Consider the following 14,270-nt stretch of genomic DNA (forward strand, 5'->3'; position numbering starts at 1 on the left):
GGCTGCTGGTCTTCGTACTCCGCTGCGCTCACTGAACCCGATTCTACCGCCACCGTCAGTCCTGCCGAGCGTGCGGGACGCCGCCGTCAGGAGTCCGGCGGACCAGGGATGCCGGTCGCAGCACGCCGGCGCCGAAGCGTGCGGCGACCGCGTCGACCGTGGTCTCGGTGTCGCGCCACGGCGCGTCGTCGTCCCACAGGGCGTTGCTCGCGGCCGCGGGCACGAGGTTCTCGCCGCGGACCCCGATCAGCCGGATCTGGTTGCCCGGTCGGTGCAGCACGTCGTACAGCTCGACGGCTTCGCGGTGCAGGCGCTTCGCGACGTCGGTGGGCTCCGCCAGGGTGCGCGACCGGGTGAGGGTGGTGAAGTCGGTGTACCGGACCTTGAGCGCCACGGTCCGGGCCTGCACGTCGGCCTGACGCAGGCGGACGGCGACCTTGTCGGCCAGGCGCAGGAGTTCGCGGGCGACGTCGTCGCGCTCGGTCAGGTCGCGGCCGAACGTGACCTCATGCCCGATGGACTTCTCGCCGACGCCGGTGTCGACCACGCGGGGGTCGCGACCCCACGACAGGTCGTGCAGCCGCTGCCCGCCGGCCGGGCCGAGTGCCGACACCAGCGACCCGAGCGGGGTGTTCGCCAGGTCGCCGACCGTGCGGATGCCCCGGCGTTCGAGCGTCTCCTGCGTCTTGCCGCCGACGCCCCAGAGCGCGGACACCGGCTGCGGGTGCAGGAACGCCACGGTGTCGGCGGCGGGGACCACGAGCAGGCCGTCCGGCTTCGACCGGCTGGAGGCGAGCTTCGCGACGAACTTCGTCGATGCCGCACCGACGGAGCAGTGCAGACCGGTCTCGGCGAAGACCGTCCGGCGGATCGCCTGGCCGATCTGCCACGGGGTGCCGTACAGGCGGAGGGCACCGGCGACGTCGAGGAACGCCTCGTCGATGCCGAGGCGCTCGACCCGCGGGGTGAACCGGTCGAAGATCGCCATCACCGCGGCGGACTTCGCCCGGTACTTCTCGAAGTGCGGCTCGACGATGACGGCGTTCGGGCAGCGGCGTTTGGCGATGGCCATCGGCATCGCGGAGTTGACCCCGTAGCGACGGGCTTCGTAGGTGGCGGCGGTGACGACGGAGCGGTCGGAGTCGTGTCCGACGATGACCGGCAGCCCCACCAGGTCGGGGCGGTCGAGCAGTTCGACGGAGGCGAAGAAGGCGTCCATGTCGACGTGCAGCACGGTCGCCGAGACGTCGTCCACCGGTGTGTCGGAGACGAGGCGGTTCCGTCCGTCCTGCTTGCTCACACCGAGATGATGCCAGGCGCCGCCGACATCGCCGTGCCCGGGGCCGATCGCGATCGGACGGTGCGAGGTTCCGGACGTGGTGCGAGGGAGCGCGGATGCCACCACGTACGGAACCTCGCACCGGAGTGCCCCGGAGCGCAACGCCTCGCACCGTGCGCGCAGCGCTCAGCCGACCGGACCGAGCACCGACGCGGCGATCGTCCGCGCCGCGGAGTCCCGCGACGACGGGTGGTACTGCCCCGCCCGGACGTCCCGCGCCAGCCGCGCGAGCTCGCTCGACGACCGGAACGCCGAGCCGCCGACGACGCGCATGGCCTCGTCCACGACGTGCTGCGCGGTGTCCACCGCCCGCGCTTTGGTGCCGACGAGCAGTGGGAACCAGCGGGCTCCGAGGTCGTCGAGCTCGTCGACCGACCGCGCCAACGAGTCGACCTGCAGCGTGATCGCGTCGACCGCACCGCGCAGGTCGGCGATCGCCCGGCGCACGTCGGGGTCCTGCGACCGCGGGGTGCCGTCGGCCGCGGTGCGCCCCGCCACGGCGGTCGCCGCGAGCGTGATCGCCCGCTCTGCGACCCCCACGTACACCGAGGCGATGAGGAGCTCGAACGACGCGAAGATGCCGAACACGAGCGGGTCCTGGTTCGGCCCGACCGGCAGCGACCGGACGATGCGGTCGGCGGGGACGTGCACGCCGTGCAGCTTCGTGGTGCGGCTCTGCGTCGCGCGCATCCCGAGCGTGTCCCAGTCGTCCAGGTGCTCGACGTCGCCGTCGGACCGCAGGACGAACCCGTGCACGAGCCGTGGCTCCGGCCCCGAGGTGTCCTTGCCGAAGACGCTCATGACGTCCCACGCCGGTGCGAGCGAAGTGAAGACCTTCGTGCCGGTGAACCGGTAGCCGCCGTCGCCGTCCGGCTCCGCCGTCGTCGACGAGTCGAACAGCACGGCGTCGTTGCCGGGTTCGCTCACCCCGAAGGCGAGCAGGTGGTCGTCCGCAGCGTGGTCGGTGACGGCCTGGAGGAACGACTCGCCTCGCGCACGCACGGCGCGGGCCGCCTGCACCCACACCTGGTGCATGCCGAGGCCGAGTGCCGTCGCCGGTGCGGCCTGGGCGAGGGTGCGTTGCACCCGCGCGGTGGCGCGGAGGCCCAGGCCTGCCCCGCCCTGCTCGACGGGGACACCGATCCGCAGGTAGCCGGCGGCGCGGAGCTCGTCGAGGTCCTCGGTGCAGAACGCGTTCGCGGCGTCGTAGCCGGGGGCTCGCTCGGCGATGCGGTCGAGCAGCTCGTCCGGCACCGACCAGCCGACGGCGTCCGTGTTGGCCTTCGTCATGCCACGAGACTAGGGTCCGGGACGTGTCAGATCGTCATCCTTGGACCAGGTACGTCGCGATCGGTGACTCGTTCACCGAGGGCATCGGGGACCCCGACCCCACCGTCCCGGGCGGCAACCGCGGCTGGGCGGACCGCGTCGCCGAGGTGCTCGCACACCAGACCGACGACTTCGCCTACGCGAACCTCGCGATCCGCGGGCGGTTGCTGCAGCAGATCATCGACGAGCAGGCCGAGGCCGCCGTCGCCCTGCACCCGGACCTCATCACGGTGTCCGCCGGCGGCAACGACATCATCCGCCCCGGCTCGGACCCGGACGAGCTCGCCGAGCGCGTGGACCGGCTCGTCGCCGACCTGCGCCGCGACGGAGCCACCGTCGTGCTGTTCACCGGACCGGACGTCGGGATGACCCCGGTGCTCGGCATGGTCCGTGGCAAGACGGCGATCTACAACGAGAACCTGCACGCCATCGCCCTGAAGCACGGCGCCCTGGTGGCGAACATGTGGGCACTGCGCGTGCTCCGGGACCCGCGGATGTGGGCTCCCGACCGGCTGCACCACTCCCCGATGGGCCACTCGACGATCGCCGCGGCGGTGCTCGACACCCTCGGTGTGCCGCACGGGCTCGAACCGTTCAACCCGGACCCGCTCGAGGCGCGGCCGTGGCGCGAGGCCCGCGCCGAGGACCTCGGCTGGGCCAGGGAGTACCTGGTGCCGTGGGTGGTCCGGCGCATCAAGCACACCTCGTCCGGCGACGGGGTGTCGGCGAAGCGGCCCGAGCTGCAGATCGTCACCGAGCACCCCTCCGACACCCCGTAGACGCGGCACGGGGCCCCGGGGCCGCTGGGCCGCTGGCCGTCAGTCGGCGGGGCGCCGCAGCGTGAGCGGTCCGTCGTGCAGCGGCTCGGTCTGCCAGCTCGTCGTCGTCGATCCCGTCGCGGGGTCGATCCGGACGTGCGCCAGGTGCGGGGTCTCGACGAACCGCACGTCGACACGGACCGTCCCGTCGTCCGCGACGGCACCGCTCGCGGCGAGCGGGCCCTCCACGGCCCACTCCCCCTGCCCGACCGGCACCGACAGGGAGCCGCCGTCGACGTCGAGCGTGAGCCGCCACCCGTCGCCGTCGCTGGCCAGCGGACCGACGTCGGCGAGGCCCTGCAGCGGACCACCGTCCACCGCGGGCAGTCCCAGGGAGGCGAGCCGGGCCTCCAGGGCGGATGCCGAGGACGCGTCGGACGCGCGGTCGACGGCGGGCAGCAGGTGCTCCCAGACCGCGTCGAGGACGGCCTGCATGTCGAGGCTCTGGCCGGTCATCGCCAGCACGACGTCCTGCTCCGGCAGGACGACGCAGAACTGGCCGTAGGCACCGTCGCCGCGGAAGCCGTGGCGGGCCATCCAGAACTGGAAGCCGTAGCCCTGGGACCAGTCGGGGTTGGCCTCGTCCGGGTTGGCGACCTGCGTGCTCGTGGCCTGCTCGACCCAGTCGGCGTCGAGGATCCGCTCGCCGTCCCAGACGCCGCCCTGCAGGTACAGCTGGCCGAGCTTGGCGACCGCGTCGGTCGGCGCGTAGCACCCGCTGTACCCGAGCTCCGCACCGGTGTCGTCGCGGCGCCAGGCGAGGTCGTCGATGCCGAGCGGGTCGAGCAGGTGCGGGCGGAGCCACGCGACGAGGGACCCGCCGGTCACCCGCCGGACGATCTCGGCGAGCGTGTACGTGCACGGCTGGTTGTAGGCGAAGACCGTGCCGGGTTCCGCGTCCGGCGGGAGCAGCAGGAACCCGCGCACCGTGTTCGTCGGGTCGAGGGCCCGGGCGCGGTCGATCGTCTCCTCGCGGTGGCCGCTCGCCATCGCGAGCAGGTGCCGGACGCGGATGCGGCGGCTGCGTTCGTCGGTGACGTCGGCGTCGAGCTCCGGGAAGTACGACAGCACGGTCGCGTCGAGGTCGATCAGGCCCGCTCGGACGGCGATGCCGACCCCGGCGGCGGTGAAGCTCTTGCTCAGCGAGTAGAGAAGGTGCACGCGGTCCGCGGCGTAGGGCTGCCACCAGCCCTCGGCCGCGACCTGGCCGTGCCGCAGCAACATGATGCTGTGCGGCTCCACGCCGGGCGTGGACTCGAGGGCGTCGAGCAGGGCGGTCACGCCGCCGGGATCGATGCCGAGGGCGGCAGGGGTGGTCCGGAGGAACGTCGTCATCGTCGTCACCCGACCGACTCTACGGTCGGCGGACGACGGGCGTCACGCCCCCTGGAACGGGTTCGTCCAGCGCCACCAGACGCCGGGGTCGTCGATCGTGCGTTCGAGCACGAGCGGCACCGTGACCGGGTCGTGGTCGGAGATGCGGAACCGCACCTGCCCGACCCGCTCCCCCTTCGTGCCGAAGGTCACCTGCTCGAGCTTCGCCTTCGCGGTGACGGTCGTCTTGCCCCACACGAGCACCTCGGCAGCCTTCGTCGTGACCGCGTCGGCCTCGTCCTGCCACGGGGTCGAGAAGGTGCCGAAGGTCTGCCCCTGGTGCGTGAGCGTCACCACCTGGAAGTTGTCCGCCACGGACCGCAACAACCGCTGCACGTCGACGTCGAGGGAGTCGTGGTCGACACCGCCGAGCATCACGCCGACGACGGTGACGTCCTCGCCACCGCGCTCGTACGTCGCCGCGAACAGCAGACAGGCGCCGGCTTCGTCGAGGGTGCCGGTCTTGATCCCCTCGATGCCGTCGAGCCCCAGGAGCTTGTTCGAGTTCTCGATCTCGCCGACCGTCGGGATCGTGACGTCCTGGGTGCCGACGATGTCCTTCACCACCGGGTTCGCCAGCGCGAGCTGCCCGAGCTCGACCAGGTCCGTGGCGGTCGAGGTGTTGTCCGGGTCGAGGCCGGTCGGCTCGTGGATCGTGGTGTCGTCCAGGCCGTGTTCGTCGAGCCAGTCGTTCGCCGCGCGCTCGTAGGCGGCGATCGACCCGAAGGCCCAGATGGCGAGGGCGCCGGCGTAGTTGTTCGCCGACTTCATGAGCATCACCTGGAACGTCTGGTGCTCGGTGAGCTTCAGGCCGGCGGGCATCGGGGCGACCTCGCCGTTCTGCGCCGCGTACTTGGCGTACAGGCCCTCCATCTGCTTCGTGAAGCGGATGGACGGACCGGACTCGCCCACGGCCATCGGCTTCTCGTCGAGCACCACGAGCGCCGTGACGACCTTCGTGATGCTCGCGATCGACCGGGGCTTCGTGTCGCCGCTGGTGCGCAGGCTCTCCGGGAAGTCCGTCGCTTCGACCGCCGTCGCGCCGTACCCCGGGAAGCTCAGCGCCGGGACGGTCGTCTTCGGTGCCGAGTACGTGGTGGTGCTGGCGCTCGCCGGGCCGAACGGCACGACGGCCGCGGCGACGAGGTACCCGGCCACCAGGAGCAGGACGGCGACCACCGAGATCGTGACCGGCCTCCGGACGGCGGAGCGGGGGCGGCGGACGACTCGTGACACGGGACCCGAGCGTACCGGTCCGCTCCTAGGCCGAGGCTGCGACCGGCTGGTCGGGCTGGCGTTCCGGAGCAGGAGCCGGGGTCGCTGCGACGCCGGCGTCGGTCGCGACGACCGGGTCGGCCGAAGCGGCCGGGTCGGACGAGCCTGCCGAACCGGCCGAGCCCGTCGTCTCGGCCCGGGCGAAGGTCAGGCGTCGGGACAGGTAGGCGAACACCGGCCCGAGCGCGTTCATCAGCACGACCGACACCCAGGCGGCCCAGGCGTTCCCCGGGTCGAAGCCGAAGCCGCCGAAGCAGGTCGCGAAGAACGAGGCGAACCCGAGGAACATCCCGGGGACGAGCCCGAACAGCCTCGTGCGACCGGTGTACATCAGGGCGCAGTTCACGACGAGGATGAGCAGCGCCAGCACGGTGTTCTGCGCCGCCTGCCCCTCGCCGAACAGCGTGCCGAACCGCTGGTCGAGCAGGACGATGACCAGGCCGAACGCCGACCCGATCGGCATCGCGGCCCACAGGCGCGTGGCGTTCCGCAACGTCGGCTTGCTGCCGAGCAGGAACATCCCCGCCCAGCTGATGAAGATCGCCCAGGTCGGCAGGTGCAGGGCGTTGCCCCCGATGAACGCCGTGGCACCGGCCAGGACGGAGGCGACGATCTCGTGCGGGATCCGTTCACGCATGGCTGAGTTCCTTCGATCGGTTCGTGGTGCGGCTGGTGGTGAGGCGGGTGGTCCGGGTGGTCTCGGCGACGACCCGGCCGCGCTTGACGACGAGGGCGCGGTCCGGCCGGTCGAGCAGGACGCCGTCCGGGTCGGTGGTGGAGAGCACCACGAGGTCCGCGGCGGCGCCGGGCCGGATGCCGTGGGTGTCCGCGACGCCGACGACCTCGGCCGCCCCCGTGGTGGCCATCGCGAGCACCCGGCGCAGGTCGTCCGGGCCGGACAGGTGCCCGGTCTGCGCCAGGAGCAGCCCGACGTCGAGCAGGTCGGCGTTGCCGAACGGGGTGAAGGCGTTCCGGACGTTGTTCGACGCGTACGCGCTCGTGACCCCGGCGTCCCAGAGTTCGCGGACCGGCACGACCCCGCGCCGCACGTCGTGGTCGTCGGACCGGCCGCCCAGGTGCAGGTCGGTCGCGGGCAGCGGCACGACGGCGACCCCGGCGGCCGCCAGGCGGTCGAACAACGCCCGGCGCTCGCCGCGAGGCAGGCTCGCGACCGAGGTCACGTGGCCGAGCGCCACCCGCCCCTGCAGCCCGCGGGCCGTCACGCGGTCGGCGATGTGCCCGGCGAGGGCGTACCGCGGGTCGGAGGTGTCGTCGGCGAAGTCGGCGTGCAGGTCGGCCGGCACACCGAACTCCTCGGCGAGGTCGAGGACGGTCTCGACGTGCTCGTGGCACGCGGCGAGGGTGTGCTCGTTGTAGGTGCAGCCCCCGATGACGTCCGCCCCCGCGGCGAGCGCCTGACGGAGCAGTGCGAGGGTGCCCGGTGCCTTGGCGATGCCCTCCTGGGGGAACGCGACGATCTGCAGGTCGAGGGCGTCCCGGTACTCGTCGCGCAGGTCGAGCAGCACCTCGACCCCGGTGAGCCCGACGATCGGGTCGACGTCGGGGTGTGCGCGGACGAGCGTCGTGCCGTTCGTGATGGCCTGGTCGAGCAGGGTGCGGGCGCGGTCGCGGACGGTGGCGTGGGTGAAGACGCGCTTGAGTTCCCCCGTGACGGCGATGGCGCCGGCGAGGGTGCCGTCGGGGTTCGGGCGTTCCCGGTCGAGCAGGGCCTTGTCGACGTGCAGGTGCGCCTCGATGAGCCCGGGGATGAGCACACGTCCGGCGCAGTCGACCACGCGGGCGGAACCAGCGGGAGCGGCGGCACCGGGGAGCGCGTCGGCCACGGTGACGATCACGCCGTCGGCGATGGTGACGCCGACGGATCGACCGTCGGTCAGCCGTGCGTTGGTGAGGACCAGGTCCACGTCGAACCCCTCTTCCGGTCGGTGCGGGTGGGACGTGCTCCACCATTCGCCCGCCGTGTTTCGGGTTCCGACGCCGCGTGTGACGGCCGTGTAAAAGATGGTCGTACCAATGAACCAAGCAGACCAAGCGGCCCTACGGTCGAGGGCATGCACCGTGGACGGACCCTGAGCGCGGCGACCGCCGCCCACCTCGGCACGCTCGTGCTCGACGACCTGCAGCCCGGCGACAAGCTACCGCCGGAACGCACCCTCGCCGAGGACCTCGCCGTGTCCCGCACGACCATCCGCGAGGCGCTGCAGGAGCTCGAGCGCCGTCGCCTGGTCTCCCGGACCCCTGGTCGTGGCACCGTCGTGCTGCCACGGCCGGAGGAAGCGTCCGCCCTGCTCGACCACCACCGCGACGACCTGGACCACCGGGCCGAGCACGTCGCCGAGTTCCGGACCGTCGTGGAGCCGCAGGTCGCCGGACTCGCGGCGGCGCGGGCGGGCGATGCCGACCTGCTCACCCTGGAACGCATCCTCGCTGCGACGCACGCGGGGCTCAGCCCGGAGGAGTCGCTCGCCCAGGACGTCGCCTTCCACGTGCAGGTCGCCCGCACCTCGGGCAACCCCCTGCTCGTGTCCCTGTGCGAGCTCAGCAGCGGCTGGGTGCAGGACGTCCGTGCCCGCTCGCACAGCACCAGCGAGGGGCGCCGGTCGTCGTTCGAGTGGCACGAGCGGATCCTCGAGCGGATCCGGGAGCACGACGTCGCGGGCGCGACGCGGGCGATGGCCGACCACCTCGCCGACGTGGCCCACCTGGTCGAACGGAGGACGGAACGATGACCACCACACGCGAGACCACCGCCCCCGCGGTGGCGACCCTGCAGCCCGGCACCGGACCCGTCCGCGGCGACCACGCCCTGCCCGTCGACCCGGAGACCGTCCTCTGGGGCCGACTGCCGAGCGACGGTGACACCCCGGCCCTGACGATCGGCCCCGGGGAGTCGGTCACCATCGACACCGTCAGCCACGAGGGGATCCTCCCCGACCAGGGCAGCGACCCCGTCGCCTGGTTCGGCGAACACGGCGTCGCTCCGGAGCACATCCTCGCCGACGCCGTCGCGATCGCCCGCTCCGGTCACCGCGACCCCGCGGCGGACGGACCGCACGTGGTGTCCGGGCCGATCGCGGTGCGTGGTGCCCGTCCCGGAGACGTGCTGACGATGACGGTCCTCGAGACCCTGCCCCGCGTGCACTACGGCGTCGTGTCGAACCGGCACGGCCGCGGCGCCCTGCACGGTGAGTTCCCGGTCGACGGCACGACGGTGAGCGTCTTCGCCGACGTCGTCGACACGGACCAGGGCCGGCGGGGCCGCATCCCGCTCACGGCCGCCGGCGACCGCTTCGCGCACTTCCCCCTCGCCCCGTTCCTCGGGATCATGGGCGTCGCCACCCCCGGGGAGCGGCTGCACTCCGTCCCGCCCGGTCGCCACGGCGGCAACATCGACGTCAACCTGCTGCAGGCCGGGTCCCAGCTGCACCTGCCGGTGCTCGTCCCCGGCGCGCTCGCCCACGTCGGCGACCCGCACTTCGCCCAGGGCGACGGCGAGGTGGCGCTCACCGCGATGGAGGCCTCGCTCCGTGCGACGATCCGCTTCGACCTGACCCCTGCCGCCGATGCCGCCGCGCGCTTCGGGGACCTGGTCTGGCCCGTCGCCGAGACGCAGGAGTTCCTCGTGCCCACGGGCATGGACCCGGACCTCGACGAGGCCGTCCGGCAGTGCGTCCGGCATGCCGTCGCGATCCTCGGCGCGCGCTGGGGCATGGAACGCCACCTGGCGTACGCCTACCTGTCCGCCGCGACCGACTTCAACATCTCGCAGGTGGTGGACCTGGTCACCGGGGTCCACGCCCGCATCCGCAAGGCCGACTTCGAGGAGCCCGCCCGATGACCACGCCCCCGGCGTCAGCCGCGCCCGACGCCGCACCCTCAGGCCTGCTCGAGGCCCTCGACGCCTACGAGGCCGCCCTGCTGGCGAACGACCTCGACGCCCTCGACGCCGCCTTCGTCGACTCCTCCGACACGATGCGCGGCGACGACCGCGGCCTGCTCGTCGGGCACGACGCGATCCGCGCGTTCCGCGGGGCACGGGGTGGGGTCGCGACCCGGTCGCTGACCCACGTCGAGGTCCGCCCCCTGACCGAGGACCGCGCCCTCGTCGTGTCGGTGTCCCGGTTCGCCGCGGGTGGGCAGGGCCTCCAGACCCAGCTCTGGCGCCGCGACGGCGACAGCACCGAACGCGGGACCGATGACGCCGGCACTGGCGACGGCGCCACCAGCAGCGCCGGCCCCCGCTGGCGCATCGAAGCGGCCCACGTCACCGGCCGTCCCAAGGCCGTCGACACCACCGTCTGGCGGGCCGTCGGCGACCCGCTCGTCGCCCCCACGGCCTCCGGACCGCTCGACGGCCTGACCATCGCCGTCAAGGACCTCTACGCCGTCCCCGGCCAGCCCGTCGGCGCGGGCAACCCGACGTACCTGCGCGAGGCCCCCGTCGAGACCGCGCCCGCCGCAGCGGTCGCCGCGCTCCTCGCCGCCGGCGCCTCGATCCGCGGGATCGCGCGCACCGACGAGTTCGCCTACAACCTGACGGGCCGGAACGCGCACCACGGCACGCCGCCGAACAGCGCGGCTCCCACCCGACTGCCTGGAGGCTCGTCCAGCGGATCCGCGTCGGCCGTCGGCCTCGGGACGGCCGAGATCGGGATCGGCACGGACACCGCGGGATCGGTGCGGGTCCCCGCCTCGTACCAGGGACTCTGGGGCCTCCGGACGACCCACGGAACGGTGTCCCGGGACGGGCTGCTCCCGCTCGCGCCGTCGTTCGACACCGTCGGGTGGCTCACACGGAGCCCCGGTGTGCTGCTCGCCGCCCTCGACGCCACCGTCCCGCCGCCCGCGACGGCAGGGACGCCCGACGCGACCGTGCTCGTCGTCCCCGAGGAACTCGTCGCACTCGTCGAACCGGCCGTCGCCCGGTCCTTCACCGCCTTCATCGAAGCGCTGGACGAACCCGTCGCGACCGTCCGACTGCGCGACCTCGGCATCGCGGACCCCGCAGCACTGCAGGAGCAGATGCGCCTCGTCCAGGCCGCCGAGGCACTCGCCGCCCACGACCCCTGGATCGACGCGCACCCCGGCGCACTGAGCCCCGTCGTCGGTGACCGGTTCCGGGCGGCACGGGCGAACGACCCCGACGCGACCGCAGACGCCGTGGCACGCCTCGACGAGGTCCGTACGACGATCCGCCGTGCCCTCGTCGGTCGGACGCTGCTGTTCCCGACCGTGCCCGGACCCGCACCGCTGCTCGACGCGGACACCGCTGCGCTCGAGCGCACCCGGACCGCGACGACGGCGATGACCGCGCTCGCGAGCGTCGGCGGCCTGCCCACGGTGAGTGCACCGCTGCTGACCGTGCACGGCGCGCCCGTCGGCGTCTGCCTGGTGGGCGGAACGGGCACCGATCGTGCCCTGGTGATCCGTGCCGGGCGCATGCTGCCCGACCAGGCCGCCCCGGGCCTCCCGACCGTCTCGGTGGTGCGCTAGGAGGCGAGCCGCCGGGCGTGGGTGACCGCCCACAGACCGACGGCGCTCGCCGCGGCCACGTTGAGCGAGTCGACGCCGTGCGCCATCGGGATCCGGACCGTCGTGTCGGCCGACGCGATCGCGGCCGGCGTCAGCCCCTGCCCCTCGGTGCCCATCACGAGGGCGACCTTCTCGGGCAGGTCCGCCACGAAGGCGTCGAGGTCGACCGACTCGTCCGTCAGCGCCATCGCGGCCAGGTGGAAGCCCTGCGCGCGGAGTTCCTCGCCCGCCGCGGGCCAGTCGCCGATGCGGGTCCACGGCACCTGCAGGACCGTGCCCATGCTCACCCGGACGCTCCGGCGGTACAGCGGGTCGGCACACCGCGGGCTGACGAGCACCGCGTCGGCGCCGAGGCCGGCGACGCTCCGGAACACCGCGCCGACGTTCGTGTGGTCGACGATGTCCTCGAGCACGACGACGACCTTCGCGTCCCGCACCACGTCGGCGACGCTCGGCAGCTCGGGGCGCTGCATCGCGGCAATCGCACCGCGGTGCATCCGGAAGCCGGTGAGCTCCTCGAGCAGGGCGTCCGCACCGACGAACACGGGGCCGTCGTGCTCCGCGACCAGGGGCAGGACGCTGTCGAGCCACTTCTCCTGCACCAGGATGCTCCGCGGCACGTGCCCGGCGCGGACCGCGCGCTCGATGACCGTGTTCGACTCGGCGATGTACAGGCCGCCCTCGGGCTCCGAGACCCGGCGGAGTGCAACGTCGGTCAGACGGGCGAAGTCGTCGAGGCGGGGATCGTCGAGGGAGTCGATTCGGACGGGGTGCACGGGGCTCGTTTCGGTGTGGTGCGGGGCGGCGCGGGTCCGGCGGGCCGGGCCGAAGCGGGTCCGGCGGCCCGGGGCCGGCGCGGGTCCGGGCTGCCGACGGGCTGCTCCGGGCTGTGGCCGGGCGGGTCCGCCGAGGATGCGCTCCGCCTGGGAAGCGACCGGGACGGTCGGGTGTTGAGGGTACCGTGAACAGGGTGCTGGATGATGCTGCGTCGACGACCGGACCGACCACCGGGGCGGCCGCCGGGTCGGTGACCGCCGACGACCTGGACCGCGTCGTCGAGGTGCTCGCGGGCAAGCGGATCGCCGTGCTCTCCGGTGCCGGCCTGAGCACCGACTCCGGCATCCCCGACTACCGCGGTGCCGGGCGGGTGGTGCGCAAGCCGATGACGTTCCAGGAGTTCCTGGCCGACCCCGCGAAGCGCCAGCGCTACTGGGCCGGATCCCACCTGGGCTGGCGGAGCTTCGCGGCCGCCGTGCCGAACGACGGACACCGGGCGCTCGCCGCACTCGAGGACGCCGGGATCGTCGCCGGGGTCATCACGCAGAACGTCGACGGCCTGCACCTGCGCGCCGGGTCCCGCCGCGTCGTCGAGATCCACGGCTCGATGGACCGCGCCGTGTGCCTGCGCTGCGGCCAGGTGTTCTCCCGCTCCGACCTCGCCGCCACCATCGACCGCGAGAACCCCTGGATCGACGAGCCCGGGTCCGTGCAGCTGCAGCCCGACGGCGACGTCGAGATCACCGACGTCGAACGGTTCGTCGTGCCCGCGTGCACCGTGTGCGGCGGCGACCTGAAGCCCGACGTCGTCTTCTTCGGCGAGTTCGTGCCGGCCGAGAAGTTCCGCGAGGCCGTGTCGATCGTCGCCGACGCCGACGCACTCCTCGTCGTCGGTTCGTCCCTCACCGTGAACTCGGGCGTGCGGCTGGTCGACCACGCTGCGCGCCGCAAGAACCCGGTGGTCATCGTGAACCGCGGCGAGACCCGCAGCGACAGGCGGGCGGCCGTGAAGCTCGACGCCGGCACCACCGAGACGCTCGTGCACCTGGCGGAGCGGCTCAGCGCGGCGGCGTCGACCGACTAGCGCGGTCGCTGCCGCCGGACGGGCCAGCGCGGTCGCGGTTCCCGGACGGGCCTGCCGGGCGCGTCTGCGAAGATCGACGGGTGACGACCCTCCTGTACCTCGTCCGGCACGGCGAGACCGACTGGAACGCGCAACGCCGCATCCAGGGCTCGACCGACATCCCGCTCAACGACACCGGACGACGGCAGGCCGCCGAGGCCGCCGAACTCCTGACCCGCCGGCCGTTCGACGCGGTCGTCGCCTCCCCGCTGTCCCGTGCGGCCGAGACGGGCGCGATCATCGCCGACCGCCTGGGCCTCGACGCACCGACGACGTACCCGGGCCTGGCCGAGCGCTCCTACGGCGAAGCCGAGGGGCTGACCGACGACGAGGTGTCGGCACGGTACCCGCACGACGACATCCCCGGTCGGGAGTCCCGCTCCGCGCTGCTCGCCCGCGTCACCGAGACCCTCGGTGAGATCGCGGTCCGGTTCGATGCCGGCGTCGTCGTGGTCGCGACCCACGGCGCAGTGATCCGCAGTGTCGTGAACGCCGCAGCCCCCGGCACCGCCGACCGCCGCAACACCCCGATCCGGAACGGGTCCATCCACTCGTTCCGGTGGGACCCGGAGCGCTTCCACGCCGAACTCGTCCGGTTCGACGACCCGATCGACGACGTGTCCGACGCCACCGGAGGGTCCGCGTTCGAGTACCAGAACCCCTTGGAGCGCCGGGGCTGACC

General features: G+C 73.3%; 13 protein-coding genes. 6 read left to right on the forward strand and 7 right to left on the reverse strand.

Features of this window, described 5'->3' with window-relative positions; translation table 11 throughout:
* Positions 1–55: 55 nt before the first annotated feature.
* Together dinB and DEI96_RS09680 are read right to left on the reverse strand one after the other, a co-directional pair.
* Entirely contained in the window at positions 56–1,300 is a 1,245-nt protein-coding gene (dinB, locus tag DEI96_RS09675) for a DNA polymerase IV (protein ID WP_111024995.1), read from the reverse strand.
* A gap of 165 nt (positions 1,301–1,465) precedes the next feature.
* Positions 1,466–2,629 carry an acyl-CoA dehydrogenase family protein gene (locus DEI96_RS09680; protein ID WP_111024989.1) on the reverse strand — a complete coding sequence of 388 codons (1,164 nt, stop codon included), beginning with the start codon at positions 2,627–2,629 and terminating at the stop codon, positions 1,466–1,468.
* A gap of 23 nt (positions 2,630–2,652) precedes the next feature.
* On the opposite strand from DEI96_RS09680, the gene DEI96_RS09685 reads away from it, so the two are divergent.
* The gene (locus tag DEI96_RS09685; protein ID WP_071244716.1) at positions 2,653–3,447 is read left to right on the forward strand and encodes an SGNH/GDSL hydrolase family protein; all 795 of its coding nucleotides are present in this window, start codon (positions 2,653–2,655) and stop codon (positions 3,445–3,447) included.
* A gap of 39 nt (positions 3,448–3,486) precedes the next feature.
* On the opposite strand, the gene DEI96_RS09690 is transcribed toward DEI96_RS09685, so the two are convergent.
* The 4 genes from DEI96_RS09690 to DEI96_RS09705 are packed head-to-tail and all read right to left on the reverse strand — an operon-like array spanning position 3,487 to position 8,060.
* Positions 3,487–4,821 (reverse strand): serine hydrolase domain-containing protein, encoded by a 1,335-nt coding sequence (locus DEI96_RS09690; RefSeq protein ID WP_181440604.1) that lies wholly within the window; start codon positions 4,819–4,821, stop codon positions 3,487–3,489.
* A 42-nt stretch (positions 4,822–4,863) separates the two neighbouring features.
* Positions 4,864–6,096, reverse strand: coding sequence for a D-alanyl-D-alanine carboxypeptidase family protein (locus tag DEI96_RS09695; protein ID WP_146246982.1), 1,233 nt, complete (start codon positions 6,094–6,096; stop codon positions 4,864–4,866).
* A 25-nt stretch (positions 6,097–6,121) separates the two neighbouring features.
* Entirely contained in the window at positions 6,122–6,772 is a 651-nt protein-coding gene (locus DEI96_RS09700; protein WP_111024986.1) for a DUF1097 domain-containing protein, read from the reverse strand.
* Positions 6,765–8,060, reverse strand: coding sequence for an amidohydrolase family protein (locus tag DEI96_RS09705; RefSeq protein ID WP_111024985.1), 1,296 nt, complete (start codon positions 8,058–8,060; stop codon positions 6,765–6,767). The genes DEI96_RS09700 and DEI96_RS09705 overlap by 8 nt, the downstream gene beginning before the upstream one ends.
* Before the next feature lie 147 nt (positions 8,061–8,207).
* Here DEI96_RS09705 and DEI96_RS09710 point away from each other — a divergent pair, with 147 nt between their 5' ends.
* The 3 genes from DEI96_RS09710 to DEI96_RS09720 are packed head-to-tail and all read left to right on the forward strand — an operon-like array spanning position 8,208 to position 11,649.
* The gene (locus DEI96_RS09710; RefSeq protein ID WP_111024984.1) at positions 8,208–8,885 is read left to right on the forward strand and encodes a FadR/GntR family transcriptional regulator; all 678 of its coding nucleotides are present in this window, start codon (positions 8,208–8,210) and stop codon (positions 8,883–8,885) included.
* Positions 8,882–9,994 carry an acetamidase/formamidase family protein gene (locus DEI96_RS09715; protein ID WP_111024983.1) on the forward strand — a complete coding sequence of 371 codons (1,113 nt, stop codon included), beginning with the start codon at positions 8,882–8,884 and terminating at the stop codon, positions 9,992–9,994. Before DEI96_RS09710 ends, DEI96_RS09715 begins: the two co-directional genes overlap by 4 nt.
* On the forward strand, positions 9,991–11,649 hold the full coding sequence (locus tag DEI96_RS09720; protein WP_111024982.1) for an AtzH-like domain-containing protein: 1,659 nt from the start codon (positions 9,991–9,993) through the stop codon (positions 11,647–11,649). The genes DEI96_RS09715 and DEI96_RS09720 overlap by 4 nt, the downstream gene beginning before the upstream one ends.
* On the opposite strand, the gene DEI96_RS09725 is transcribed toward DEI96_RS09720, so the two are convergent.
* Entirely contained in the window at positions 11,646–12,464 is an 819-nt protein-coding gene (locus DEI96_RS09725; protein WP_111024981.1) for a TrmH family RNA methyltransferase, read from the reverse strand. The two genes, DEI96_RS09720 and DEI96_RS09725, sit on opposite strands and share 4 nt — an antisense overlap.
* Before the next feature lie 251 nt (positions 12,465–12,715).
* Here DEI96_RS09725 and DEI96_RS09730 point away from each other — a divergent pair, with 251 nt between their 5' ends.
* Both DEI96_RS09730 and DEI96_RS09735 read left to right on the forward strand, forming a co-directional pair.
* The gene (locus DEI96_RS09730; protein ID WP_111024994.1) at positions 12,716–13,549 is read left to right on the forward strand and encodes a Sir2 family NAD-dependent protein deacetylase; all 834 of its coding nucleotides are present in this window, start codon (positions 12,716–12,718) and stop codon (positions 13,547–13,549) included.
* 80 nt (positions 13,550–13,629) lie between these two features.
* Positions 13,630–14,268 (forward strand): histidine phosphatase family protein, encoded by a 639-nt coding sequence (locus DEI96_RS09735; RefSeq protein WP_111024980.1) that lies wholly within the window; start codon positions 13,630–13,632, stop codon positions 14,266–14,268.
* The last annotated feature ends 2 nt before the right edge of the window (positions 14,269–14,270 follow it).

Source organism: Curtobacterium sp. MCLR17_031 (genome assembly GCF_003234775.2).
GTDB classification, from domain to species: domain Bacteria; phylum Actinomycetota; class Actinomycetes; order Actinomycetales; family Microbacteriaceae; genus Curtobacterium; species Curtobacterium flaccumfaciens.

What these genes read in the sequence shown, in the direction of transcription:
- DEI96_RS09680 (WP_111024989.1), bottom strand. Translation starts at nt 2,629, where the DNA reads ATGACGAAGGCCAACACGGACGCCGTCGGCTGGTCGGTGCCGGACGAG.
- DEI96_RS09690 (WP_181440604.1), bottom strand. Translation starts at nt 4,821, where the DNA reads ATGACGACGTTCCTCCGGACCACCCCTGCCGCCCTCGGCATCGATCCC.
- DEI96_RS09700 (WP_111024986.1), bottom strand. Translation starts at nt 6,772, where the DNA reads ATGCGTGAACGGATCCCGCACGAGATCGTCGCCTCCGTCCTGGCCGGT.
- DEI96_RS09710 (WP_111024984.1), top strand. Translation starts at nt 8,208, where the DNA reads ATGCACCGTGGACGGACCCTGAGCGCGGCGACCGCCGCCCACCTCGGC.
- DEI96_RS09715 (WP_111024983.1), top strand. Translation starts at nt 8,882, where the DNA reads ATGACCACCACACGCGAGACCACCGCCCCCGCGGTGGCGACCCTGCAG.
- DEI96_RS09720 (WP_111024982.1), top strand. Translation starts at nt 9,991, where the DNA reads ATGACCACGCCCCCGGCGTCAGCCGCGCCCGACGCCGCACCCTCAGGC.